24 protein-coding genes are annotated in these 25,935 nt (G+C 40.5%); 14 read left to right on the top strand and 10 right to left on the bottom strand.

Annotated elements, in window-relative coordinates; translation table 11 throughout:
* The first annotated feature begins 298 nt into the window (after positions 1-298).
* Positions 299-889 carry a class I SAM-dependent methyltransferase gene (locus tag B9N89_RS27375; protein ID WP_132324674.1) on the top strand — a complete coding sequence of 197 codons (591 nt, stop codon included), beginning with the start codon at positions 299-301 and terminating at the stop codon, positions 887-889.
* A 485-nt stretch (positions 890-1,374) separates the two neighbouring features.
* Here the strand turns inward: B9N89_RS27375 and B9N89_RS27370 are convergent, their stop codons facing one another.
* Both B9N89_RS27370 and B9N89_RS27365 read right to left on the bottom strand, forming a co-directional pair.
* Positions 1,375-2,814 carry a DUF2142 domain-containing protein gene (locus B9N89_RS27370; protein ID WP_132324676.1) on the bottom strand — a complete coding sequence of 480 codons (1,440 nt, stop codon included), beginning with the start codon at positions 2,812-2,814 and terminating at the stop codon, positions 1,375-1,377.
* A gap of 161 nt (positions 2,815-2,975) precedes the next feature.
* Positions 2,976-3,326 carry an IS66 family transposase gene (locus B9N89_RS27365; protein WP_268808913.1) on the bottom strand — a complete coding sequence of 117 codons (351 nt, stop codon included), beginning with the start codon at positions 3,324-3,326 and terminating at the stop codon, positions 2,976-2,978.
* A 98-nt stretch (positions 3,327-3,424) separates the two neighbouring features.
* Here B9N89_RS27365 and B9N89_RS27360 point away from each other — a divergent pair, with 98 nt between their 5' ends.
* The 4 genes from B9N89_RS27360 to B9N89_RS27345 all read left to right on the top strand — a co-directional run bounded on the left by B9N89_RS27360 (position 3,425) and on the right by B9N89_RS27345 (position 5,729).
* A complete protein-coding gene (locus B9N89_RS27360) occupies positions 3,425-3,664 on the top strand; it encodes a helix-turn-helix domain-containing protein (protein WP_132324680.1) in 240 nt (79 codons plus the stop codon).
* Positions 3,665-4,293: 629 nt separating this feature from the next.
* Positions 4,294-4,725: a transposase gene (locus B9N89_RS27355; protein WP_132324682.1), complete on the top strand. Its 432-nt coding sequence runs from the start codon at positions 4,294-4,296 to the stop codon at positions 4,723-4,725.
* 134 nt (positions 4,726-4,859) lie between these two features.
* The gene (locus B9N89_RS27350; RefSeq protein WP_132324684.1) at positions 4,860-5,474 is read left to right on the top strand and encodes a DDE-type integrase/transposase/recombinase; all 615 of its coding nucleotides are present in this window, start codon (positions 4,860-4,862) and stop codon (positions 5,472-5,474) included.
* A gap of 12 nt (positions 5,475-5,486) precedes the next feature.
* Complete coding sequence (locus B9N89_RS27345; RefSeq protein ID WP_132324686.1) at positions 5,487-5,729, top strand: hypothetical protein; 243 nt, start codon at positions 5,487-5,489, stop codon at positions 5,727-5,729.
* A 33-nt stretch (positions 5,730-5,762) separates the two neighbouring features.
* Here the strand turns inward: B9N89_RS27345 and B9N89_RS27340 are convergent, their stop codons facing one another.
* From B9N89_RS27340 to B9N89_RS27320, 5 genes are all read right to left on the bottom strand, one after another.
* Entirely contained in the window at positions 5,763-6,008 is a 246-nt protein-coding gene (locus B9N89_RS27340; RefSeq protein ID WP_132324688.1) for a DUF4277 domain-containing protein, read from the bottom strand.
* Between the two features lie 639 nt (positions 6,009-6,647).
* Positions 6,648-7,700 (bottom strand): DUF2304 family protein, encoded by a 1,053-nt coding sequence (locus tag B9N89_RS27335; RefSeq protein WP_234996182.1) that lies wholly within the window; start codon positions 7,698-7,700, stop codon positions 6,648-6,650.
* Between the two features lie 19 nt (positions 7,701-7,719).
* Complete coding sequence (locus B9N89_RS27330) at positions 7,720-8,616, bottom strand: glycosyltransferase family 2 protein (RefSeq protein WP_132324692.1); 897 nt, start codon at positions 8,614-8,616, stop codon at positions 7,720-7,722.
* A 39-nt stretch (positions 8,617-8,655) separates the two neighbouring features.
* Entirely contained in the window at positions 8,656-10,161 is a 1,506-nt protein-coding gene (locus tag B9N89_RS27325) for a hypothetical protein (RefSeq protein WP_132324694.1), read from the bottom strand.
* Positions 10,162-10,228: 67 nt separating this feature from the next.
* The gene (locus B9N89_RS27320; protein ID WP_200820803.1) at positions 10,229-11,206 is read right to left on the bottom strand and encodes a glycosyltransferase family 2 protein; all 978 of its coding nucleotides are present in this window, start codon (positions 11,204-11,206) and stop codon (positions 10,229-10,231) included.
* A gap of 179 nt (positions 11,207-11,385) precedes the next feature.
* Between B9N89_RS27320 and rffA the strand changes: the two genes are divergently transcribed.
* Entirely contained in the window at positions 11,386-12,591 is a 1,206-nt protein-coding gene (rffA, locus tag B9N89_RS27315; RefSeq protein ID WP_234996179.1) for a dTDP-4-amino-4,6-dideoxygalactose transaminase, read from the top strand.
* Between the two features lie 11 nt (positions 12,592-12,602).
* On the top strand, positions 12,603-13,271 hold the full coding sequence (locus B9N89_RS27310; RefSeq protein ID WP_234996178.1) for a GNAT family N-acetyltransferase: 669 nt from the start codon (positions 12,603-12,605) through the stop codon (positions 13,269-13,271).
* Between the two features lie 34 nt (positions 13,272-13,305).
* Here the strand turns inward: B9N89_RS27310 and B9N89_RS27305 are convergent, their stop codons facing one another.
* A complete protein-coding gene (locus B9N89_RS27305) occupies positions 13,306-14,355 on the bottom strand; it encodes an N-acetylneuraminate synthase family protein (protein WP_132324698.1) in 1,050 nt (349 codons plus the stop codon).
* Positions 14,352-15,029, bottom strand: coding sequence for a cytidylyltransferase domain-containing protein (locus tag B9N89_RS27300; RefSeq protein ID WP_132324700.1), 678 nt, complete (start codon positions 15,027-15,029; stop codon positions 14,352-14,354). The genes B9N89_RS27305 and B9N89_RS27300 overlap by 4 nt, the downstream gene beginning before the upstream one ends.
* A gap of 115 nt (positions 15,030-15,144) precedes the next feature.
* Between B9N89_RS27300 and B9N89_RS27295 the strand changes: the two genes are divergently transcribed.
* The gene (locus B9N89_RS27295; RefSeq protein WP_132324702.1) at positions 15,145-15,873 is read left to right on the top strand and encodes a glycosyltransferase family protein; all 729 of its coding nucleotides are present in this window, start codon (positions 15,145-15,147) and stop codon (positions 15,871-15,873) included.
* Positions 15,866-16,867, top strand: coding sequence for a KpsF/GutQ family sugar-phosphate isomerase (locus tag B9N89_RS27290; RefSeq protein ID WP_132324713.1), 1,002 nt, complete (start codon positions 15,866-15,868; stop codon positions 16,865-16,867). Before B9N89_RS27295 ends, B9N89_RS27290 begins: the two co-directional genes overlap by 8 nt.
* On the opposite strand, the gene B9N89_RS27285 is transcribed toward B9N89_RS27290, so the two are convergent.
* Positions 16,860-17,942, bottom strand: coding sequence for an ATP-binding cassette domain-containing protein (locus B9N89_RS27285; RefSeq protein WP_159455677.1), 1,083 nt, complete (start codon positions 17,940-17,942; stop codon positions 16,860-16,862). The two genes, B9N89_RS27290 and B9N89_RS27285, sit on opposite strands and share 8 nt — an antisense overlap.
* Before the next feature lie 868 nt (positions 17,943-18,810).
* Here B9N89_RS27285 and B9N89_RS27280 point away from each other — a divergent pair.
* The 5 genes from B9N89_RS27280 to B9N89_RS27260 all read left to right on the top strand — a co-directional run bounded on the left by B9N89_RS27280 (position 18,811) and on the right by B9N89_RS27260 (position 25,930).
* Positions 18,811-19,878 carry an iron-containing alcohol dehydrogenase family protein gene (locus tag B9N89_RS27280; RefSeq protein WP_132324717.1) on the top strand — a complete coding sequence of 356 codons (1,068 nt, stop codon included), beginning with the start codon at positions 18,811-18,813 and terminating at the stop codon, positions 19,876-19,878.
* 4 nt (positions 19,879-19,882) lie between these two features.
* Positions 19,883-21,073, top strand: a complete 1,191-nt coding sequence (locus tag B9N89_RS27275) for a DegT/DnrJ/EryC1/StrS family aminotransferase (RefSeq protein WP_132324719.1) — start codon at positions 19,883-19,885, stop codon at positions 21,071-21,073.
* Complete coding sequence (locus B9N89_RS27270; RefSeq protein WP_132324721.1) at positions 21,070-22,680, top strand: glycosyltransferase; 1,611 nt, start codon at positions 21,070-21,072, stop codon at positions 22,678-22,680. Before B9N89_RS27275 ends, B9N89_RS27270 begins: the two co-directional genes overlap by 4 nt.
* Positions 22,681-22,881: 201 nt before the next feature.
* Positions 22,882-24,528: a DUF1588 domain-containing protein gene (locus B9N89_RS27265; RefSeq protein ID WP_132324723.1), complete on the top strand. Its 1,647-nt coding sequence runs from the start codon at positions 22,882-22,884 to the stop codon at positions 24,526-24,528.
* Positions 24,515-25,930, top strand: a complete 1,416-nt coding sequence (locus tag B9N89_RS27260) for a DUF1552 domain-containing protein (RefSeq protein WP_132324725.1) — start codon at positions 24,515-24,517, stop codon at positions 25,928-25,930. The genes B9N89_RS27265 and B9N89_RS27260 overlap by 14 nt, the downstream gene beginning before the upstream one ends.
* The last annotated feature ends 5 nt before the right edge of the window (positions 25,931-25,935 follow it).

Genomic DNA, 25,935 nt, shown 5'->3' with positions numbered 1-25,935 from the left:
TTTCAAAGAACTTTGCCTTGGTTTTTCAACCGTTTGCTGTGAGTTGTTGTTAACTCCTCATCAGTGGCGTGAGGAAGACTTATACGGACTTGCCCTCATCCAGTCAAGGCCCAAATCACTTTTTTTCCGTTTTTTCCAGGAAAGTTGACAATCTGAGACTTTCCTCCTGTTTGACATACTGTAATTTATTGCAAGGGCCAAAGAATAAACTTTCGAATGGGCTCACGGTAGACTAAGCTTTTCGAGAAATTTTTGACAAATACATTAGCTAAACATCAAGGCCCGAAGGAGAGCAAGAATGGGTGACACTAAAACCGTAAATTACACTTCTCGCTTGGAGTCAAAAGAACTCGCACGTTGGAAGGTACTCTTCAATGTTCAAGCTCCCTACCGATGGAACCTAAGGCGACTGAAGTTAGGCTACACCCTAGATGTTGGGTGCGGGATAGGTAGAAACTTGATTCATTTAGGCGGAAACGGAGTCGGTGTAGATCACAATCAAACATCTGTTAGCGTCGCACGGGCAAGAGGTTTACAAGCCTTCACCGCAAAGGAGTTTCACAACCTCAACTATGCACAGAAGTCTTTCGACTCACTACTAATCGCTCATGTTTTGGAACATATGACATACAAAGAAGGCTTTCGGCTCGTAAAGGACTATCTCCCGTACGTACGTACAGATGGTTCGATAGTTTTTATCACGCCACAAGAAGCTGGTTATAGGTCTGATTCGACGCATGTCGAATTTATACGATTCGCAGAACTCGAATCCATGTGCAATGACCTGGACCTAAGCATAGTTAAAAGCTTTTCGTTTCCATTTCCTAGATTTACCGGCTCATTCTTCAAATACAATGAGTTTATTGTAGTGGCTAAGAAATTAGTCTAGTTCAAAGGGATTCTAGGCCACAGGCCGACTATTGACTTTCAGCGTCAAGCGATAGAGGCCAAACTTTTCCAATTAATGTTGGTGGCAACCCGAATATGTCATGAAATCATGTTCCGAGAAGTGTTTCCGAGTTGAAGTAAGAGTGTACTTACGAGCACTCCTTTCAGGGTTATTAGCCACTTTATCTCGAGCTAAGCTTTGGAATTTATAGTCTCTGCCACCTGAGCACCTGAGCAGAACTTGTCAGCATAGTCCTCGTGATCGTAGTGAACTCTATACTCCAGTCCAACATTGAGAAAATACTCCATTTTGGCAATCTATAAGCTTTTCCATGCCATCCTATTGCGGAACTTCGTACTTTGACTCACACAATGCCGTGATGGGCTCGTTCGATTTGATCCCAAATTCGATGACTCCGTTCCTCAGGGATAGGATGGATACTCATTTACAGGCCTTATTTTCAGGTCGGTTTGGGTACCCCTTTCTCATCTATACCTCCAAAGTACATCAATCCAAACAAAAGCATAGAAACGAAGTAAGAATCCAAGGGGAATAAGAGTTATGACCCATAAAATAGTTTCTTGGGTCAACGAAAGTTCTACTGATTCGTCTTCACATTCTAGGGGAAACAGCTGAAATATTGCCATTGATGCTATGATACTTGGAAAATAATATCTGGTCTGCAAACCATTTACAAAGTTGCTTCCAGGCACAGTTACAAGCAGATACATGGCAAAAGGAACTGCGATGAAAGAGCCAAAAACTAAGAGACACCCTAGAAGCAACCTAGTTCTTGAGAACTTTAACCGCCTCGCATTATAAGCAGTAATAGTCAAAATAAGCCCCTCTATATACAAAACCCCTTGAGTCAGTTCTGACCAATAACGCAGGGTTGTTTTAGCGAAAAATACATCTACCCACCCCAGAGGCCCAAGAAATTTATCCCAAGTAATCCAGTCAACTATCCCCCTGTAGATTGCTGTACAAGCTACATCGAAATGAAATAAAATGAATCTTAGTTGAGCTATCGGGTCTAAACCCGAAATATTACCACTGTCTGTAAATTCATCGGAGTTGGTAAAAATGGTTGCTACATAAGCAAGAAAAGCAAAGCACTGAACTAACGCAGCTATGTGGTTGTAAGTTACTTTTAAGTTCTTATAGGTAAAGGCTGCTTCATCTTTTATAGGAAAAAGAAGAGGTAGCATTAGCAAAGGTAAAATTACGGGTTTCGTCAGTATGGCCCCAACCGATATTATTGAAAATAATGAGAAAAACAGGAACCCTAAGGGCTTCCTGGAGAAACACCTAATGAGAACTAGAAGACTAGTAAGGATTATGATCCAATCTGATGAAATCGTAAATGTCTGCTGAATAAACAAAGGCGACTGGACTATGAATGCAACAAACAGGAGGCCTAAACTCCTTCCTGGAGTCACGGAATATAGTAAAAATAGCAGTGCAGAAAGTATCACGAAGCCATTTATAATTCTTGCCAGGTGAAAAGATACGATCGCTTTACGAATAGACGACTCTTCATCTGGCACCAACACCTTAGCAAGCCACACAGCCAAGTATGTGAAGCTATTACCATAATTAGCGGGATCAGTAGTAATGCATTTTGAAGGTCTATCTGTACTTGCCTGAGAATAAATGTTGCTCTTCAATTTCTTATGGGATTGAAATGCCACAGTTTTGAATTCGAAATAAGCAGGAAGATCCAATTCCTTGCTACAAACCCGTCCATCAACTTTGGAAGATGCTCTATAGACTGCAGAAATCCAGTGCGTAGCTTCATCTGGACCTTGTAGTGGGGGAATTAAGAGAGAAATTCCTGTTCCAAAAAATCCATAACAGACGAAGAAGACAAGACATATATTTAAATACCCTTTGTCCAATAAATGCCTATAATTTCCTTGTTTCATGCTAAATTGAAATACTTTCTAAAGTTTATTCTGGTTCAGTGGAAATTTGAGGTACTAAAGTCCAAGAATAACATTATTCTACTGTAAAACGGACCTCTTTGATTACAATGTGTAAGTTCCCCAATTCTGCAAACCGATTTTCTTGAGTCACTCGTGTCCCCTCAGTAAAAAAAAAGCAAAAAAAATTTATGCTGAATAGCACCAAGGCAGATAGGCTTCCGGCGACTGTTTAACCGCGGACTTATTCCTTGGAGCCAGGCAAGGTACTTGCAGGGGCTAACCCCAAGCTCTTGGCAAGTGGCGATTAGGCTTTGGATAACATCACCAACTTGAGCGCCCTTGGCAGTTTTGTAAAACAAGCTGTATTTACGATGGGTAATTAACTTTTTAATGGTGCGTTCGCATTCGGCGTTCGAAAAAGGAACACCTGGGGTATGCATAAACTCATTGAGTTCGGTCCATCGTTTTATCATATAGTTCACAGCACCACCCAATGGCCCATTTTTCTCGATATCGCCGCTAGCAAGTGTCTTGCTCGGGGTTAATTGGACTCACTACAGTGAGAAAATTCACTTCCTGATGTAAACTTAACGAGTTACAAGGAGGTATCATGGGTAAGAAGCTGCAGATTAGCAATGCGCAAAGGGTTGAAGCTGTGATGGCACTATTGACACGAAGTGAGTCAGCTTCAGCTATAGCTAGACGCTTCAAAATAAGTGAAGGAAGCCTATACCGGCTCAAAGATGAGTTTATAAGTGCAGGGAAAACAGCTATTACTAATCGATCCAAAGGAAAATCAAGGCAGAATAGCGAGTGCGATAAGTTAAAGCAAGATAGCTCAGAGAGATGAAATCATAGCCAACCTTACGGTAGCCAATACGGTTTTAAAAAAAATTTCGGACCTATAAAGCTCACTGCCACAAGCCGTAAGATGATCGACGAGTCTGTCAGCGAGAACAAACTCTCAAACCTCAAAAAGACTCTCTTGTGGCTTGGTATTGCTCGTTCCAGTTGGTATCACAAACCTCGACTTCAAGCTTCGAAGCGAGGGCCAGCTAAGAAGCAGTTAGCTTGGGTCAGGGAAGGGCGCGGTAGTTAAATCACGATTCAAGATCAATTAACCCCGTCTCCCTTCAATGCCCGTCACACCCCACGCGCCGTTTTCCGGCATGAGGCGTTACCCAGAGAATTCGCCGTTAAGGTTTATGGGACTGCTGCTCATGATGTACACTGCCTAGGTTTTACATGATAACCGTTAAAGAGCTTCCACTTATCATATATTTCACTATGGCTCCACTTACTCCATGAGCGACCTCCACGTTTTACTGGCTGTTGACGTGATGCAAATTTCCTTACCATCTGATCAATCCGCCACCTCACAAAAGAGAGATCCTTACCAGAACTCTATGTGCCAGGAAAAGATGAGACAACTATACCGATAATTCAGTATAACAAAGGGCGGTATATGAAGGATCTCAAATGTCAGATAACAAAAACAAAGAAAATCAAACAGCTAGCTCTAGCCTATCATCCGAACAGATTAATGAGAAGCCAGGTCGAAGAACATTCTCCCCAGAATACAAGGCCAGGATTCTAGAGGAACTTGCCCAGTGTAAGCGCGGAGAGGTTGGTAAACTGTTGAGACGAGAAGGTCTCTATGCGAATCAAGTGAGTAAGTGGAAGAGCGAAGCTGAGGATGCACTTGCGGGCGTTTTTAGCAAGAAGAGGGGGCCTAAACCTGACAATGAAGCTAAGCTCAAGCGTGAGAATGAAAGGCTTCGCAAGCAGCTAGAAACAGCTACTAGAAGGCTTGAACATGCCGAAGCTATCATCGATATTCAAAAAAAAGTATCGGAGATGTTCGGGATTCAACTTCCAAAACCACCCAATCCCAAATCAGACAGCGACTAACTCGTTACCACAAGAACAAAACTATTAAGGCTGATCTTACCTGGTATGCAAAGCTTAGTGGAGTTTCCAGAGCGAGCCTGTACAGATCCCTAAAGCCTCGAAAACAACCTACTGGAGCAAGGAAAGCTGCACCAGTGAATAAATTATCTAATGAGCAAAGGGAAGAAGTATTGAGTATTTTATGCTCAGAGAAACATATCGAAGACAGCCCCTATCAGGCTTATAGCAAACTTTTGGATGAAGGCAAGTGGTATTGCTCCATTCGGACAATGTATCGTATCTTACAGGAGAATAGCCTATCGCGAGAGCGAAGAATGGTTAGGCGTAAACAGAAACATCCCAAACCAATTATTAAGGCAACTGGACCAAATACAGTCTGGAGTTGGGACATTACTCGGCTTCCTGGGCCTTTTATAGGGAAGTACTATTTTCTTTACGTGATGCTTGATGTGTACAGTCGTTATGTTGTTGGTTGGATGGTGTCGGAACGCGAGAATGCGGATCTAGCACAGCATTTCATTCGAGAGAGTTTACAAAATAAAAATTTAATCGAAGAAAGCTTGACGATTCATTCCGATCGAGGTAGTCCAATGAAAGCCGCTTCAACAGTGGAGTTGGTTGCACTCTTGGGATTAAGTCGAAGTTTTTCTCGACCTCGTGTAAGTGACGACAACGCTTTTTCTGAGTCCCAGTTCAAGACCTTAAAGTACCATCGGTTTTTTCGCGGTTGGTATAAAAACCTTGATTAGGCCAAAGTAGAGATGAAGAAGTTTTTCGAATGGTATAACCACGATCATCGCCACATTAACCTTGGCCTGTTAACACCAGCAATGGTTTACGAAGGTCGTACAGAAGAAGTGCTTGAAGAACGGAAGAAGGTCTTAAAAAAGGCTTTCAGCAGCTTTCCTGAGCGCTTTAACAAAGCAGGCCCAAGGCTAACCGTTCCAGCAGAGAACGTTGGTATAAACGTTAAAATTGAACGAAAGTCCATTCCGGTAGTCTGACTAATAGTTTCTTAAACTTTAGTCAAAACTGTCTCAGACACCCTGGCATACTCGGGTCGGAAGCTGTTCAAAAAACTCTGTTGTCATGGACAATGGCTTGTCAGTATACCCGAGTCCATTGATGATCATAGCGGCCACAGCCTGCCCAGTAGAGACAGATTCGTTGCCTGAAGAGCCTAACCGTCGATCGACGTAGCTATCAATACCCAAATCTCTGATCACGCCAGCAACTATACCATGGTGATCAATTCGTTTTACGTGAAAGTCATCGTTAATCATAATAATCTCAGGATGTTGTTAACTGATGACCCTTTGTGCCTCTTGATGTCAAATTAATCAAATTAAGATTCCGAGCTTTGCTCGATGTCGGTGAGAAGTATATTTCCTTCTATAACAGCGAAAGGCCTCACTCTTGGCTGAAATACGGGACTCCAGATATGGCCTATAATAGTAGAATCGCAGTGAAGACTACCAAAGTTGGTGAGAAGTGCTTGAAAGAAGCTGCATGATGGGATAACTAACAGATCACTTCTACTGGTCTAAACCATAGGGTCCACTTCAAACCTCAAAAATATCTGAAAAAAGAATAGGATTTTAAACTAAGAATTGGCTACTAGAATATTGTGCGAGGTAACGCACAGGGAGCCCTAACAAAGCATCCTCTAGCGGCAATGATGGTTCATTCATTGCCGCTTTCAGGTGATCGTTAACAATCTGGACAAGCTACAAAAATATATTCTTGCGACGATAATTAGCCAGCCACTAAAGAAGCGCTCAGGAAGGCGAGAGCCAAGAGCAATTAAAAGAAGGCCGAAGCCACACGATAGGTTGAAAATCCCTCGAAGGCATTGGCACGAGGAGTCTTCAGCCTAAACCAGTGGCATTGATAACTGGAATAGATGTTCTTCAAACTTTTACCTAAAAAGTAGATCTCAGCCTTAACCCTACTAACGATGAAAAAACCTTGACCATATATCGAATTTTCTTAGTAGCTGTAATACTTGATACACCCGCAACCCTGGGATTCATTGAAACACTTATTTCTGCAACCTTCAATTGGTGCACAGCCATCAGAGCTAAACTTTCGGGCTCAGGATACTCATCTGGCATACAGTTAGCTAGAACACCAATAGCTTTACGACTATATACTCTAAAGCCTGATGTTGGGTCTTTCACAGTACTAAATAGTCCAAATAGCCCCAAGCTGAATCTAATCAACCCAATACCGAATATCCTCATAGCAGTTGTACTTTTTCGATTTGCCTTCAACACTCTGACATCTCTAAAACGACTGCCAATTGTAAGGTCGACTTTATTACTCTGGGCAAAGTTGATCATCTTTGTTACGTCACCAAGAGGGTGCTGGCCGTCTGAATCACACTGGACGACAAAATCATATCCATTATTTTTTGCAATATTGAATCCCGTCATGAGAACACCCGAAACTCCGATGTTAATCTCATGACTGACGTAGTTATCAGGGCATTGTTTGTTAAGAATCATTTCGCTGCTATCAGTACTACCGTCATTTACAAAGCAGTACTCAATTCCATGCTCACTCTTGATATTCTCTAGTTTGGGAATTAGCGATAAAAGATTTTCTTCCTCGTTATAGCAAGGCAACACTATTAAGGCCTTCCATCGATTGAACTTCCATCTTCCACCTACGTCAAATCCTTTAGCAGCAATTTTTGAAACGAAAATTCTCATCTTACGGTTGGCACTTGTATTCTCGACACTCATTTCTAGTGTCTGCAGAAAGAGAAAGAATATCAAACTAGCCATTACCAAGTTACTGACTAACTCGATCCCTAGTGCCTTTGCTAGCGGTTCGAGCGCTCCTGGCAAAATCAGAGATAACACTAAAAAGGCACTAACAGCCCACCACACTAGAGCATTCCTTGCTGACAAACGCCCTCCAAATTGCGAAATTGTCAGTAGAAGAGTCCCACTAACAATTAAGATTACCATCCATGACATAAACTCAACCTCAATTTTGGAGTATTAGTCGGAGCTTCTTTGTAACCGAGCGAAGTCGTAAACTAAGTAAGTCTTTCAATGACAGAAAGATAAGGTGTGCCTTAACAATTTGCTTCTTTCTCGCAACTTTTGCAGCTCGATTCCATCCAATATCAACACAGTCTTTAGAGATAGATGCGTAAATATCAATCTCCTCTTTGAACCTCTTCAGATTATCATTAAGAATCGAAGTTTGATTTTCTTTGTGACGTCGATATTTATATACAGGCTTATCACTACCGACAAGGTGGTTCCCCGATAGTAAAACCCTGAAATAAAAATCCAAGTCCAAAACCATTAGCCATCTTTCATTGAATCTTAGTTTTTTTACTTTACTCATTTTGTAACAAATCGTGGGACACATGATATAGTTTCCCTTTAGCAGAGATAGTAGTCCTGACTCTCCTTCTACACGGAAAAGATCACCTTTTGGTCTGAAGTATCTTTTAACAAAATCAACGAATGAAAATATCTGATTACCCTTAGAATCTATTATCTCAGTCTGGCAAAAATAGGCCGATGCCTCTTCAAAACGGGATGCAGAATCATAAATCATTTCCATATAATCTGGTAACAAGCAATCATCAGAGTGTAGTATGGTAACTAGGTCAGTCTTTGCACTTTCAAGACATTGATTCCAATTTTTTGCAATCCCTAGATTAGAACTATTCAAAGAATAAGTAACTCTTGAGTCTTCAAGATAAGAGTTAATTAAGTCTAGATCGAGTGGATTATTTGGATTGTCATCGAATATGTGAATTCGCCATGTTTCACAGGTTTGTGAAAACACACTTTCTATAGCCTCTACTAAGTACTTAGGCTTAGAGTAGTACGGTATCGCGAACGTAATGAAACTTTTCTCTAACACCCTAGCACATCTCCTGAAACTATTTCAACATGCAGCCGTTTAAAGAACTTTTTTACCAACCTCTTCTATCACCTGTTTACCAATATGGTCAGGGTCTGATCTCTTATATAAAAACAGCATTTTATGAGTTGGCGTCAACAGACGATAAGTCCCTTCTTCTTCATTGGATCGTGAAATCAGATAATTGGAATTGAACTCTGTTCCTACTTTAAGGCCTTTTAGGTAGTATCCTACTGCGAGAGGCGCACCTGGAATAACTTCTTGATAGTTTGGCCGGTAGTCAACCACAACACCTTCTGGAAGTAAATCTTTAACTTTCTCAAATTCAGATGTGACCAAGTTAAGTGATTCGACTCCCACGTTCTTATGGTTCATATAAAGAACATTAGATGCAATATAGACAACTACGGCAGCGCCACAAAGAAATTTTTCAAATTTCTTCTTTAGAAAAAGGAGAGCACCAAAATAAATTGCAATATATGATGGACAAAAAATTATAGCTGTATAGTCATGAAATCTAGCCAAGTTCCTCATCGGTACCAACCACAGCGGGCCAGAGAGAAGCAGCAGCACAACGATCATTCTCTTGCGTTCAGATAGCCTCCCAAAGGATCGCCTAAATATAAAAATACAGGAGATGAAGAGCACGCAAATGAAACTCATAGAGAGTGCTTTTACAATATGTGTAGGGCTTGAGACCTTAAAATACCAAATCGGTGTAAAGCCCTTAAGAAAGTACTTGGCCATTTTTTCATATAGATAGTAGACCCACTGCGTAGTAGAGGCTCCCTCTTCTATACCCAACCTAAAAAGCGCCGATTTCACAATGCCAACCTCTGTTAACGAGACCCCTCGAACAAAAGCCTCGGCGAGAATATTATGAGTTAGAAAAGATGCTGTTACTATGCACGCAAGAAACAAAGATATAAAGCTCGAATGTCTTAAAGAAGACTTTAACGCAATATAGAACGTTGTATTTTTATGGAATACTCTAAGCATTAGAAACCAGTATACAAAAAATGTAGGTATAACTGAGTATCCCCAACCCAACATAGGAGCTAAGACAGCACAAACATATAGAGGAAAAATCCTGTCTGCTGTTATCTTCAGCGATATGCCATATATTGCAATCGCTATGCCCAACAATGAGTAAACATCTGGCGTTACAAGATCGCGATAGAAAGTGACATAGTGACCCGAGAAACTGAGAAGTGTAATCGCAATAGCTTTGAGCCGTGAAATTTCAAGGCATATAAGCACTCTTTGAAAAAAGAAAATGCTCAATGAAATTATGACAGCATTCAATATTTTAGTGTAGAAAATCTGATCGATCATAGATTCGAAAAAATATTGAGGCAGGCTCATCACGATATAACTAGGAAAAGGCGAACGTAAAAAGTAATAATAATCTTGAGCAAACTGAATCGTGTAGCCAACAAAGTAGTTTGCTACTGTGGAGTTTCCAGAAAGAGCAAGATTATGAGATGTCACCCACCCGTGATGACCACCAGGAAATCCACTCAAGGGTAGTTGAGTCACAGTCATAATAGCAAACACCAAAATGACATTGTACTTCTCGATGGAAGATAGTATTTGATCTCGCATTCTAACCTCACTCTTTCGAGGGCTTATTCTCTAACATATTAACAGTTTTACTTATGATATAAACCGGACGCGCTTTAGTACATTCAAATATCTTTCCCACATATAAACCGAGTATCCCTTGGATAAATATTATCACCCCTGACAACAACCATACTGAAGCCACTATGGTGGAGTATCCTAGCACCTCTATTTGGCCTGTCAGTCTCTGGAAGACTATATAGGAGACGAAAACCAAAGAAGAAATCGAAAGAAAAAATCCAAATTTGACAGTAAGTTTGAGTGGTTTATCGGAATAAGCTAAGATCACATCAATACCCAAGCTTAGAAGTTTTTTTACGCTATACGCCGATTCACCGTGAGGGCGTCCACCATGAGTAACATCAAGTGTTGTTTGAGAGAATCCAGACCACCTTACCATACTAGGGAAGTAACGAATACTTTCAGTCATATCTCTGATTACGGAGACGACATTTCGACGATAAATCCCGAAGTTTGCGATTGCTGGATCAAGGCGAGAATCTGTCAAATAGCTCAAAACTCGATAGAACAGTCTTGAGATCTCCTTCTTGAGAAAGGCGTCTCGACGAATCCTACGCCTAGCCATAACCACATCAAAATCTCCCTCAGTAGCTACCTTATACAAATTTGGTATCTCTTCAGGCAGGTCTTGAAGGTCTCCATCCATAACAATAAGCCAATCACCCAAAACTTGGTCTACCCCGGCAGCAATAGCATAATGCTGACCGAAGTTTTTCGAGAGACGAATGCCTTTTATCGTTGGGTTCGAGTGTGCCAGATCTTGGATAATTTCCCAGGAATTATCTGGACTCCAATCATCGACAAGTAGGATCTCAAATCTTTTACTAACTTCATCCAAACTAATCTGTAATCGATTCGTCAACTCTATAAGACAGTCAGCACACTTATAGACGGGAATTACTACTGATATAAGTGGCCTACATGCTTCGATAGTGGTTTCTTTCAAAGCTAAACCTTGTGTTCATCATGGATAAATAGTGTAGTCAAAAGTACCTTCGGGCCCAAGTGAGACTTGAATATTTTTTCGCTGAGCAGTGATCTTAGATGTAGTATATTAAGCAGCATAAGACCAAAATATCCAGCTCTCTTTAAGAAATTCAACAGCATATCCTGAAGGATCACCTAGTGATTGAACCGAATAATTCAATACCTTTCAACAAGCCTTTTATTGTCGGAAAAGAATTACATTATATTTCGCAAGCTGTATTAAGAGGAAGACTTGCAGGAAATGGATACTTTTCCAAGAAATGCGAATATTGGATGCAAGAAGCTTTCAAGGCAAATCGAGTATTACTAACTACATCTGGAACGGCCGCATTGGAGATGGCAGCTATCTTGGCAAATTTAGAGGATGGAGATGAAGTTATACTCCCATCTTATACTTTTGTATCTACGGCTAACGCATTTTTGCGATGCGGAGCAAATCTTAAGTTTGTCGATATTAGGCCTGATACCCTAAACATGGATGAAACACTTCTAGAAGATCTTATTACTAAACGAACGAAAGTTATTGTACCTGTGCATTACGCTGGTGTCGCCTGCGAAATGAAAACCATAATGGACATAGCGTCACGCCATGGGATTCTGGTAGTTGAGGATGCAGCTCAGGCAGTTCACGCAAGATATAAAGATGACTTTCTAGGTACTATAGGTGACCTCGGAGCATATAGTTTTCATGAAACAAAGAACTTTATTTGCGGAGAAGGAGGTGCTCTTGTAATCAACAATAAGATTTTTCTAGAGAGAGCAGAGATAATTCATGAAAAAGGTACAAATAGGTCAAAATTTTTTAGAGGGGAAGTCAGCAAGTACACATGGGTCGACGAGGGCTCGTCCTTCTTACCTTCCGAAATAATCTCTGCTTTCCTTTATGCTCAGCTAGAGGAAGCTGACAAAATTACTTCTAAAAGGGAAGCTATCTACCGCTACTACTACAAAGCACTTAAACCTCTTTCTCAAAAAGGGTATATTCAACTTCCACATTGCCCAGAGGGCTCTAAACACAATGGTCATATGTTTTACATAATTCTCGAAAAATCGAAACACGATCGAGACCATTTTATTTCTCATATGAATAGATCAGGCATCCATGCCGTTTTCCATTACGTTCCTCTACACACTTCACCTATGGGAAGGACGTTTTGGAATACTAACCAGAGACTAAAAGTTACGGAGGACATAAGTCAGCGACTCATTCGTTTGCCTTGTTACTACGAACTTACTAGAGATGATCAAGACAAAGTCATAGAAAAGATAAATAGCTACTTTAGTAACTCTTGGCAAAGATCATTACACAGAGAAGCCTCACTCAGCGGAGCTGAATCTTGCTAGAAATAGAATCATTGGAATGGGATAGTGATTTTTTTAGTTTTGGCGTAGCAAAGTTGAAGCCAACGAGTGAAGGTGGATTCGACATTAAAAAAGCTCTACAACAAAGATCTATCAAATTGGCTTACATTGAAAGCCATCAACTTCTACCACAACTCGAGAACTTTCTAATAGGGGGAAAAGTGAAGTATAGTGCTACTTTACCTCTGAAAAAAAATAGTATTTGTAAGGATATAGTATCTATCTCCCCTTCTGAAAGTAGCGAAGAACTCGAATCTCTGGCAATTCAAAGCGGACAATTCTCAAGATTTAATAGAGATCCGAATATTGCGAGAGAAAAGTTTGAAGAACTTTATAGATGCTGGATTACTAGATCTATTCGCAGAGAAATAGCATTTGAAAACCTTGCAAGTAAGTCAGATGATAAGATACGAGGAATGATAACCCTAGCTAAACACGGAGATCGAGGAAGAATAGGTTTAATCGCAGTCGATCACAAATATAGAGGACATGGAATTGGTAAAATGCTGATAGAAGGCGCGGCACAGAAATTCACAGAGGAAAACCTTAAATATGTAGATGTTTATACTCAGTGCGAAAACGTGGGAGCTTGCAAACTATACAACTCTTGCGGGTTTAAAGTCATTGAGAAATATTACATCTACCATATTTGGGTTAACTAATCTCTTATTAAGAAGCCCAAATAGATACTACCAACTATGTATCTATATCACGCCAATTAAGAATCTCGTCAATTTTAATATCTCGCGTCACTTTCATTGAAAGTACGCTTTCCACATATTTGGGACTAATTCCGGTACCAGGCCTTTTCCAAGTTAAATCTTCTATTGAGAGTCTATCTCCCGAATTTAAAGGTCTTGCGAGAACCAAGCTTCTTCTCGCATTCAACCTTGCTGATCTTTCATTTTCTAAAGGCTCCTTCTTTACATTACCCAAGATAGCCTGCAATACTTTTAACCTATGCTGGAACGTCAGAAGATCATTGTAATCCATAGCATGATAGTGATCATTCCCAGGTAAATTCTTATCATGGGTAAAGTGCTTCTCTATAATTCTAGCACCTAGCACTGCTGCTGTTTCTAAAATCTTCATTTCACCTGGAAGCGTATGATCTGAGTATCCAACTACGTGACTTGGAAACTTATCCTGAAGATCTGTGATCATTGCTAGGTTTGCATTCTCATCAGCTGTTGGATAGTCCAACACGCAATGCAATAGAGCAACCGGCACATTATATGGCTCAAGCCATCCAAGCGCTTCCTGAATCTCATGAACAAATGATGCGCCCGTAGATAGTATTATTGGCTTATTGAGCGAACCTATGTGCTCTAAAAATGGCTTATTAGTGATATCTGAAGATGATATTTTGAAAACGTTCACAAGGGGGTTTAGAAAGTTTGCTGATTCTAAATCAAACGGTGTGCTCATAAACTCAATATCGGCTTTCGCACAGTATTTGGCTAGCTCCTGATACTCACACTCTCCAAATCCATCGTACTTTTTAAACAGCTCAAATTGACTTTCAGTTCTTTCCTTCTTTAAGTCCCAGTATGCAGGAGAATTTATTGAAGCGATTTTCTCTGCTTTGTAAGTCTGAAACTTAATTGCATCTGCTCCACCAAGTTTAGCTTCATCAACTAAACGTTTAGCAAGGTCTAGGTCTCCCTCATGGTTTACTCCTGCTTCGGCAATAATGTAGGGATTAAACCTGCGTGACACATCAAACGCACTATGAATTTCTTTCATTCACTTACTCCCTCACCTTGTTTGACGATACAATTAATTGTTGATTGGATCGTCACATTCATTCTTCTAAGCTTATGTAGATCGTGCAATGTATCAATATCAAAACGTAAATGAGGCTTATGACACTCAACATTCAAAGGGTCAAAAGTGCCAATCTGAAAGCACTCTTGATTCTCCCAAAGATAATTAAATAGGTGTTCTCTCTGTTCCTTGCCAGAAGCATTGCTAAAAATACTTTCTAGACATTCAATCGTGCAAATCTCTGCCCCTAAACCATCTGGATACTGGTTGTTTCTAGGAATATGATTGTATGCATAATCTAGTTTATTACAAGAAAAATAGGAAATAAGTCGATCAATCTCAACAGGGTCTACGAACGGGTTATCGGCACACACTCTTACAACGTTTCTAGGCTTCAGCTTGTCTGTGACTAGCCTAAATCTCCCTAAAACATCGTCTTCGTCCCCTTTATAAACGGGAATCCCCATTTTGCCTCCGATCATTTCCAACTCAAAATCATTCTGGGGTATTGCTAACACGATTTTATCCAGGTTTCGAGATCGTAAGAGCCTTCTGATAACCCATTCAATCACGGGAAAGCCATGTAAATCTAAAAGCATTTTGCGTGGAAGCCTCTTAGAGCCAAGTCTAGCTTGAATAACGCAAAGATTCATACTCTCCACCCTGTATATATCGAGGATATCGTGAGCTTTTTGGCATTTGACAAATCATATAATCCTATACTAGCGTCTAATTAATTACATTTAAACACCTCAATGAGCTTTTTTCATGATCAGAATATTTATCGGATACGATAGAAATGTCTCTGTGGCGTATAATGTCCTGCAGTCAAGTATTATTCAAAGGTCGAGTCAACCAGTCTCGATTACGCCCATTTGTCTAAGTCATATAAAAAGTATTTTTGACCGCCCTTTAGACCCGCTACAGTCCACTGAGTTCTCATTCTCAAGGTTTCTAGTGCCCTACCTTAGCAATTATGACGGTTGGTCCATATTCATGGATAACGACATGCTTCTACTAGACGATATTGCCAAGCTTTGGGATCTCCGAGATAGCCGGTACTCTGTTCAAGTTGTAAAGCATAAACACGAAGCTGAAGAAGGTCTCAAGTTCCTAAACAAAGTCCAAACATCGTACAAAATGAAGAACTGGACAAGTGTCATGATTTTCAACAATGAGAAATGCCGCTCCTTAACTCTAGATTACGTAAATCGCGCTTCGGGCCTTGAACTACATCAGTTTCACTGGCTAAAAAATCCTGAAGCTGAGATCGGCGATATACCGTCAGAGTGGAACTACCTGGTAGGAGTTAACCCAAAGACAGGAAAACCAAAGAATGTTCACTTTACTCTCGGTGGACCGTTTTTCAATGAGTTTAGAGATATTGAATTCAGTAGTGAATGGTTTCAGGCGAGGGAGTGTATGAACTCATGCTCTCAGAAATCTGAGTCATACGATCGCAATAATAAGAACAGTGGAGCAGAACTTAATGTATGAACAAGCAGATCTACAGACAGAACCAAATCTTAAAAGTGGTCAAACGATCTATAAGAGTTGTATTCAACTTCTTATAGATGAACTTCGCTCTCTTTCAAGTCGAAACGAAGATTCAGTATCTTCTCTTTTGAGCCTGATCAGAGGTAGTAATGTTCAGATCGTTACAAGCGGAATCGGTAAGTCTGGAATAATAGCGGAAAAGATGTCTTCAACTCTTCGAAGCTTAAGTTTTAGAGCAATTTTTTTACACCCCGTAGAAGCCCTGCACGGCGACTTAGGGATTTTAGAGACCAAGGGACTGATGTTCATTTTTAGTAATAGTGGGAGCACTCACGAACTGCTAGATCTACTGCCACATGCAAAATCAAGGCAATTTCAAGTTATTGGAATACTAGGAGACAGGGAATCTCGGCTAGCTAGAGAATGTGATATTGTTTTCGATGCTTCCATCCAAAGAGAACTATGCCATAACAACCTAGCCCCCACTACTTCAAGTACTATAAGTTTGATAGTTGCGGATATACTAGCAGTCTTAGTGGCTCAGTCCGCCGGGATTACTAAAGAGGAGTTTGCCTACAACCACCCTTCTGGCAGCCTAGGGAAGAAATTGACCATGACGGTATCAAGGCTCATGCAGAAGGCTACACTTATTAAAACTGACACACACTTCATGGATATAGTCAGTAGCATCTCCATCAGTGGATGTGGCTCTGTACTAGTTGTAGATGACTTCAACCATTTGCAAGGTATTATTACGGATGGAGATATAAGAAGAGCAGTTGCTAGCCGTAAGAGCGACATATTTTCTTGTAAAGCAAGTGAAATTTGCACCAAAAACCCTGCCATAATTTCCAAAGATAGGCTTGCCATAGAAGCTTTGCAAATTATGGAATTTGAGAAGAAGCCAGTGAATGTCATCCCTGTGGTTGACGTAAATCATAAAGTTGAGGGAGTTATTCGAATTCACAACATTGTCCAAGAAGGAATTAGCTAGCTCCTAAGTCAATAACTTCATTACAGTACTTCAAGAAGTTCTTCCGATGCGAGACCATTATGATCGTGCAGTCTCCTGCGAACTTTCTGATAGTTAAAGCAAGATGCGACTCCGTACTATGATCAAGGTTAGCTGACGCTTCATCCAAAATAAGCAATTTTGGACTTCTAAGCAATGCCCTCGCAATTGCCAACCGTTGTTTTTCACCTGTCGAAAATTTTTCTCTATGTCTATCGAACCTCTCGTCTAAATCTACTATTCTCGATGAAATTTCCGCTTTTTCTAGCGCTTCCCATATATCAATATCACTAGGCACTTCATCAAGCCCAAAGCAGAGATTATCTCTCACTGTTCCATCAAAAAGATAAGGGTCAGGTCCGACGTAAGCGATACTACGAGTTGACTCTTTTGCAAAAGTAACTGCAGGCTTCCCAGCTACGTATAAACTCCCCTTTGAAGGCTCAATTTGCCCCAGAATTAGTTGAAGGAGTGTAGATTTACCGCACCCACTTTCTCCCATAATTCCTACAATAGAGCCGGCTTGTATCTCTAAGCAGTAATCTCTATATATAGGTTCGACATTCTTTTCCCAAGAAAAACTCATGTCTTTGATCACGATCGATGGTGGTATATTAACGCTTTTTCTCTTCGCCTCACTTTCCTCTATCGGCTGAGTCTGACTGAGTGAGAAGTATCTCATTGCAATCTGAAAGGATGGAAATTCGTTGGTTAGCGCATTTACACCACCGACAACCGACGATAGCTGTTGAACAAGACGAGTAAAAATATAGAGAAACGCTAGGATGATACTTCCATCTGTTCCAATCTCGAGTGAAAACTGAACTAGGAAAGCGATCGCTACTACTCCGAGAAACGACGGGAGTGTTACGGAAATGGCGGAATTCAGCATTGCCTTATCATGATGATCTAAGTACAATTTCGCATGAGATATGGCTTTTCTTACTTGCTCCCTCTCCATTCCCACAACCCTAAGATACAGCCAGTTCTTCATAACAATACCGATCGTTTCCATCATATTTTTGTAGATCGCAGGCATCTGGGGAGAGTACTTCAAGATTTTTCGGTTGAAGTACAAAGAGACAAAGCCGATAAGGATAATTAAAGTCAAACCTACCAATGTCTGCTTCCAAGCCATCGCTATGAGACCTGCTAGTAATAGTAGACATTGTATGATAGCTATAGTCGTCTTAGCTAAAGCTACAATCATCACCGAAGTACGATTCAAGCTATCGGTAAAGTAGCCCATGAACTCCCCTTCCGAAAGAGTCAGCTGCTTCTGGGAAGTTAGATAAGTCAGTATTTGGTGCTGTAAGTTATACTTTATAATTGCTCCTAACTTAACAGGGCTTCTAGTTGACAAAAACTGACCCAAAGATCTTATTGCTCCAATGCCGATCAAGCATATGATTATGCTACTCATGGAATAATTTGTAAGAAACCTAAGCCCCTCTGGAATATGCCTAGCTTCTACTAAGCCTAGTGCCGTCAGAAAAATCTGAAGAAAAATAGCGATACTATATTCTGCAGTTGACAGTAATAGACCACTTAGGACAACAAATGAGAACCAGACTAACCCTTGATACCTCAACATCTGCGTAACTGACCAAAAATATGACTTAATTACACTGAATCTGACCTGGAATCGCAAAGCATAGGACTTGTAAATCAAATTATTAGACTCCACTCATTGAGGCTCACTCTAACATGGAACACTCCAAACTCCTGGACGTACCTTAGTTTGGATTAAAAGAGATCATAGTAATGACGATATTTTCTGAAACCTGCAGTATACGTGATTCAAATTCCACGCATAGTTGAGAATTAAACTAGCTCGTATGCCAGCTTTCTAGCAATTGAATTATAGATTCAGTTCCGGTATTATCTGTGAAACGTTATAATTATGCAATTAAAGAGGCCACGTGATGGCAGCGTCTAAAAATGTTTCCAGATATAGTTTCGGCGTTGGAGCAATCGATGAGCTAGCAGAACTTGTGAAAAGTGTGGCTCGCAGGGCGTCCGCTATTTACTTGATCGATGACTTCTTCAAATCTAAAAAACTTCCACTCAACTTAAGAAGTCAAGACAAGCTGATATATATCGATAATACAAACGAGCCATCAACCGAAAAGATCGACTCCATGATGGAAGACTTTAGATCCCAAGAGTTATCAACACCCGATATAGTTATTGGCATAGGGGGAGGCAGTACTCTTGATACCGCCAAAGCTGTTTCTAACATGTTCACAAACGAAGGCTCTGCAGCTGACTACCAAGGGTGGGACCTCGTAAAAAGACCTGGAGTTTTCAAAGTCGGAATTCCAACGATCTCTGGTACAGGCGCAGAAGCATCTCGAACATGTGTATTGACCAACTACACTAAAAACATCAAGTTGGGCATGAATTCAAACTACTCTGTCTTCGACTACTTAATCTTAGATCCTTCTTTAACTAAAACAGTGCCTCGCGAACAGTACTTCTATACTGGCATGGATACCTACATTCATTGTATCGAATCACTCAATGGGAACTTACGCCATCCGGTTGCAGATGCCTTTTCAAGAGAAGCTCTTCGCTTATGTGAAGAAGTGTTTCTTGAATCTGATGACATGATGTCTGACGATAATCGAGCGAAACTGATGACAGCATCATATTTAGGAGGTGCGTCCATCGCAAACACAATGGTGGGACTGATCCATCCTTTTTCTGCTGGGCTCAGTATCGCAAAAGGGACTCATCACTGTGAAGCAAATTGTATAGCATTTAATGCTCTAGGTGAGTTCTACCCTAGTGAATCCAAAAAGTTTCAGGCTATGCTAAAGAAGCAAGATATTGTGCTTAGAAGTAACATTGTTAGCATAGATGATACGTCATTTGAGACACTGCATACGTCTACCTTAGTCCACGAAAAGCCACTACTTAATGCACTAGGGGATGACTATAGAAAAATCTTAAACAAAAACAGAACTAAAGAGCTCTTTCTAAGGATGTAAGCTAATGCCAACCTATAGAATTCCATTTGGCGGCCGAGCCCATCACTACCCGAAGCCCGTTTTAGAGAAATTAAATAGTTTCTTAGCTGAGACAAGCTCGCTTACCCAAGGGGAGTACCTACAAAAGTTCGAGTACGGAATGTCTTCCTATATCGGATCAGAAGCTGTTCTAGCAGTTGCCAACGCTACTTGCGCCTTAGAGCTAGTTGCCCAGTATCTATTTGCCAAAGAAGGTGGAGGCGAAATAATTATTCCTGCTCACACCTACACCTCTTCGGCTTACCCCTTTGCTAAAGCTGGATTTAAAATCAAATGGGCAGATATTGACCCAGAGACAAGAGTTATCAATACCAAGAGTATCGAGAGAGTTGTAAGCAAAGATACAAAAGCCATTGTCGTTGTGCACCTTTATGGCTATATTGCCGATATCAATGAAATTGTAGAGTACGCTCGCGCCCATAAAATTCAAGTGATAGAAGACACTGCCCAAGCAATAGGAACATGGCTCGATGAAAAGCATGCTGGTACCAGCGGAGATTTTGGGGTCTTTTCTTTCCACTCTCATAAAAACATATCTACTTTGGGTGAAGGTGGCTTGCTATCCATCAACAATCCAGATCTCTTGCCTATTTTCAAAGCCATGAGGCATAACGGTCATATGCCCTTTCCATATGCTCGCGAGCACTATTGGCTCCCAGCTATGTCTAATGCAGACATGCCTGAATTCAATGGTAGCTACTTACAACCAAACAATTACTGCATGGCTGAGGCGAACTGCTTAGTAGGTTTAGAAATGATTCCATACATTGCTTCAATCATCAGCTCGAAAAGAGATCGTGCTATCAAGGTGATCGATCGCTTGAGCGATTATGAAACTCTTCGTTTTCATAGGTGTGATAGCGCACGACACAATTATCATCTTTTAGTTGCTAAAGTAGAGGGCGATCTCAGAGATAAACTCATTGCAAGCTTAGCTTTCGACTTCGGCATCCAATGTGCCACTCAATACTACCCATTGTATCTCTACGACTACTATAAGAAAATAGGTGCAGGTGAGGCAAATTGCCCCCACACGGAACAATTTTTTGACAGTATGATTTCGTTCCCTTTCCAATCATGCATCACAGATGATGATATCGATTATATGGTAACATCTACTGAAACTTGCATAGACTCGCTAGGCGGGGCCGAATGAAGTCAGCCTTGTGCGTGATCACTGCGGTAAAGAAAAATGTAGCCTTTCCAGACGACTTAATAAAGAGGCTGGGGGAAAAGAGTCTAATACAGTTAACCATAGATAAGGCTATCAGTCTGAGAATATCTGATATTCTTGTTCTTACAGATTCACAGGAAATTATCCAGATCGCAAAATTCAATGGTCTAGACTATGTATACGACTCGAAAATTGACTTAGAGACATCCGATTTTACGACAAATCTAAAAAATCATATATCCAGAGAGTACGATGTTGTGCTCTTTCTTTCACCTTACACACCACTAGTTCTTCCCAACGAAATTTCGTCTGCTCTTAGTGAATTTGCCACAATGAATGGGTTTGATGCCCTTGTTTCAGTGAGAGAAGAGTCATATTTCGACTTCACCTTCTCCTGGTCCAACCTTAAACGGTTTCTATCTGATAGAAAGCCAAAGAGTAGGTTAATCGAAGTTTCCGCTTTCAAAATTGTTCGTATGGAAGCTCTCCAACGATCGTCTATGGCGACTCTAAAATGCTTTCCTTACCTGCTTTCGACAAATACACTCGAGATTAAAAGTCATCAAGATTGGTGGGTTTGTGAAAAATTATTAAGACGGAAAAGGATCGTTTTTCGAATTATTGGCGACTCAAAAATCGGAATGGGACATGTCTATCGTTCGCTAGCAATAGCTCATAGTATCTCTGACCATGAAGTCATTTTTGTTACTTCCGAGAAATGCGAAGAAGCAATAAAAACAATAACATCAAAAGATTATGACATTTATAGTTACCCCGAACTCCAGATTGCGCATAACATTATTCACCAACTACAACCCGATCTAGTTATCAATGATATTCTAAGCACCGACTTTGAGTATGTTAACGAACTCAAGAAATCTGGAATAAGAGTACTAAACTTTGAAGATTTGGGTCCAGGCGCTGAAATTGCAGATATGGTGGTTAACGAGCTCTTCGAGCCTCCACCCAACAAACCATCGCAGAATACAAGGTGGGGCTATCAATTCTATTTTTTAAGAAACGAATTCGAGTTTGTATCTCCAAACATATTCAAAGAGCAAGTTGGTAGTATTCTCCTTACATTTGGAGGATCTGATCCAAATAATCTGACGTGTTTGGTACTAAAGGCACTTACAAAAATCAAGGAAATATCTCATATCGACATATCTGTTATCATCGGACCAAGCTTCAAATGGAAATCTGAATTGGATAGACTCGTAGGAAGTCTCGGTCTCAATGCTCGAGTCGATATTTTCGAGAATGTCAGTACTATTTCGGAACAGATGGCAAACTCCGATATTGCTATCTGTTCAAACGGAAGAACAACTTTTGAACTGGCATACATGAATATTCCATCCATTGTTATTTGCCAGAATATTCGAGAAGAAACCCATAACTCCATGATCTCTACTGGAGGCTTTATCAATCTAGGTCTATATGGAAATGATACTGAAAATAGACTTATTTCAAATTTATTACGTCTAGTTAGAGACACGAAGTACCGAAAAAGCAAGTTCGAATCATTGAAAGAACTAAATTTTGAAGGCAACCTTTCCAGAGTTACCAGCTTAATCGAAGGTCTGCTATAGCATCAAAGAGACAACATTATTTATATCTAGTGAAATGTTACCACCGAACCTGCCAAAATTGCTATTCGTTCTAGTATCGTTTAAAATTTAGTTGTAGAACCCAATCGAAGTTTCGCTACTTCTGGTCGGACTGACAGTATAGTTGATTGCAGTTCTCTTTTATATTCTAAGGTAACTACAACTTATTCCGATCAAATCTGAATGACAGACCTATTGAAGAAAATATTTATAAACGTTGCACGTCTAGCTCTACCTTATGCCCTGATGCAATCTATGGCTAGCTGTATGCTTGAACCAAGCGTCGACCGAGACGAAGACTATGCTCACGTTCTTCCAACAAGACGCCTTTCAAAGGCAGAATATGTCAACTCAATCAAGTATATCTTTAATATTGGCGATACAGACATTGGGCCAGAACTTAAAATTCTTTTGCTTAGTGTCCCTGAGGATCATGTGTACAAAGGGTTCTCCAACCTCAAAGAAACCCTATCTGCCAATCACTTATTCGGTTATATGCGAGTGGCACATTACATAACTGACCAATTAGAAAAAAAAGGTTTCTTCGAGGACGAGTTCCCTTGCTTGAAATCTACAAATCAGAACTGGGCTTGTATTGAAGAAGCGGTCAATATTCTTGGATTTCAAATACTTCGACGCCCCATAGAAACCAGAGAGGTTTCAAAATTTCTCAACGTCGCTTCACCAGCTAGCTCCAATGCAGAAATCGTTGCAAACGCAACTCAGCTCATGCTTCAATCACCAGACTTTCTATACAAGATTAGCTACGTTGAAGAACACTCAACCAAAAAATCACTTTTCCTATTAGACAGCTACAGTTTCGCCTCAAATTTTTCATATTTTCTACAAGGTCTTCCCCCAGATCGGACTCTGCTACAGGATGTCAGAGACGGGCAGTTTTCACTTGATAATCGAAGCCACCATTTCGAGAGAATATGGGAATCCAAGCATGCACAATCTCATTGGAACCGGTTTTTTATCGAGTGGCTAGAGCTGGAGTCTTTCCCTGCGCTTGCATACTCGGAAGAAATCGAAATAGACTTAAAAAATCTACAGGAAGTATCTACTCTTGAACTCCAAAACATGAGTAAAACAATATTCATGAAGAATGGCTCCATCCATGATCTATTCCTCAGCAAGCAAGAGTTCTATGAACATCCCCTTCTGAGAGAAATATACAAACAAGAAGGAAAATTTCTAAGAAATAGGCCAGGCGTTTTCACGCGCGCAAGAATGCTCGCCACTGGCAATGACAGGGATATTAGTAGGCCAATAAAGAGGGCCGCACTTATAGTCGATAAGGCGCTCTGCCTAGATCTTGGTCGCCCTGATCCAAACAACTTACCGAATGATGCACTTAAAATTCCTGAAGTTGACGAGACTACTACTACAAGGAATAAGTGGGAAGAAAAAACGTCTGATTCTTCGTGTCAAAAATGCCATTCCATCTTGAATCCCATAGGATTCACCTTTGAAAATTACGACGGTGCTGGCCAATTCGTAGACAATGAAATAATATTTGATAGACGTCCTAAAAAAGTGAATATCTTACCTATAGACTCCTTTGTTGAATTTACCTACCAAGAAACTAGTTATGTCGCTGATAAACCGGAAGACATCTTCACAATTTTCCTTGAAAGAGGAATGATTCAGACATGTCTAGCTAAGCAAATAATTTCTTACGGTAAGAAGATCGACAATCCGTCAAACTTGGAAGTCCATTATCTCGCGTCTTTGTTCGATACAATGTCTATCAAAGAAGCTATCAAGAAATACCTAATATCAGACTCTTTTAGAACAGTCGAAGGTGAAGTCTATGGCATTAAGTAATGTTTATAGTAGAAGGCAAGTCATAGATCAACTGCGTTCCTTTTTGTTTCTCATACCAAGTTTATCCTTGGCAAAAACCGCCCGTTCCAACGAACACTCTTATCCTAAGAGATTTATCGCAATCTTTACACCAAATGGTCAACATATAAAGCACTGGAACATTCCGTCATCCATACCATTTCATATTCATGACGATAATGTAAGAGTTGCACGACTATCTAATATCGAGGGGCCCCTTAGTGCTATCCTCGAAAATAGATTTGATTCTTTTAAAGAAAAAATGACCATATTAAGAGGTCTGGATCTAACTGCACAAAATGATAACACTCATATGGCAACAAAGATGCTTAGTGGTTTCGCAGACGCCAAAGACTTGCGTGAAACAATAGACCAAGTTATTGCCGAGTGCCTTGATTACAGTAGTTATTCAGTGGCATTGAAGTCATTAAATCTTCTCACAGTAGCGGGAGATACTAGCAGAATTACGCTACCATTGTCTGTAAGACACACAGAGTACGGCTTTGAACCAATCGTCCCGATTGAGCAACCTCGTTCGGTATACGAACTTATTTTTAACTCACACTCTAGTGGCAACTCGCCACTTTTGGAAACAGTATACCAACTGTATAAAGAGCTGACTTCATCGCAAAAAATTACACAGAGAGATAGAGAGAAAATCGAGCAACACTTGGACTTTCTTTCAGAAACTCAGCGTAGGCTGGGTTTATCTTCTCATTGTAGTTTCAAAAAACCTGATATATTTGAAAATTCAATTGAAAATTGTGAAGTTCTCATAGCGACACAAACCGAAATTCTAGCACAAGCAATAAAATGCGGCGCAACTAGAGTCGCTACTCTTCAACTAGGCCATGGCCAAGAAGAGCGAAAATACAGTTTCCTCCCAGGTATGACTGTTAATCATCATTATGCTACCCATGCTCAGATGATTGATCACACCTTAACAATAGCCCGATGGTACTCCGACCGGGTGAAATACCTTCTAGAGCTTCTTGATGAAGTTGAAGATGAAGAGACTGGTGAAACATATCTTGACAACACACTGATATTCTGGGGAAATGAGCTTGGATGTGATGATTTTGCGGTCCTTAATTCTCACAAGTCTCTCGATATGCCCGCCATTCTCTTTGGAGGAAGTAGTTCACTAAACCACAATTTATATATTGACTATAGTCAACACCTAACACTCAAACCTGGGCTTGCTAGTGGTCCATATTGGGGACGACCTTACAATGAGTTACTTATATCTATCATGACTGCTATGGGCTTAAGTAAAAATCAATGGGAAAACGGATCGCCTGGCTTTGGTGACTACAGACTTAATGCTGAGCAATACTCAAATGGAGACAGAGGATCTCCACTTCCTTACCTCTTAAAAAAGTGACATAA

It is taken from the genome of Pseudobacteriovorax antillogorgiicola, from assembly GCF_900177345.1.
Lineage (GTDB): Bacteria > Bdellovibrionota_B > Oligoflexia > Oligoflexales > Oligoflexaceae > Pseudobacteriovorax > Pseudobacteriovorax antillogorgiicola.
This window is presented reverse-complemented; position numbering and strand designations above follow the sequence as displayed.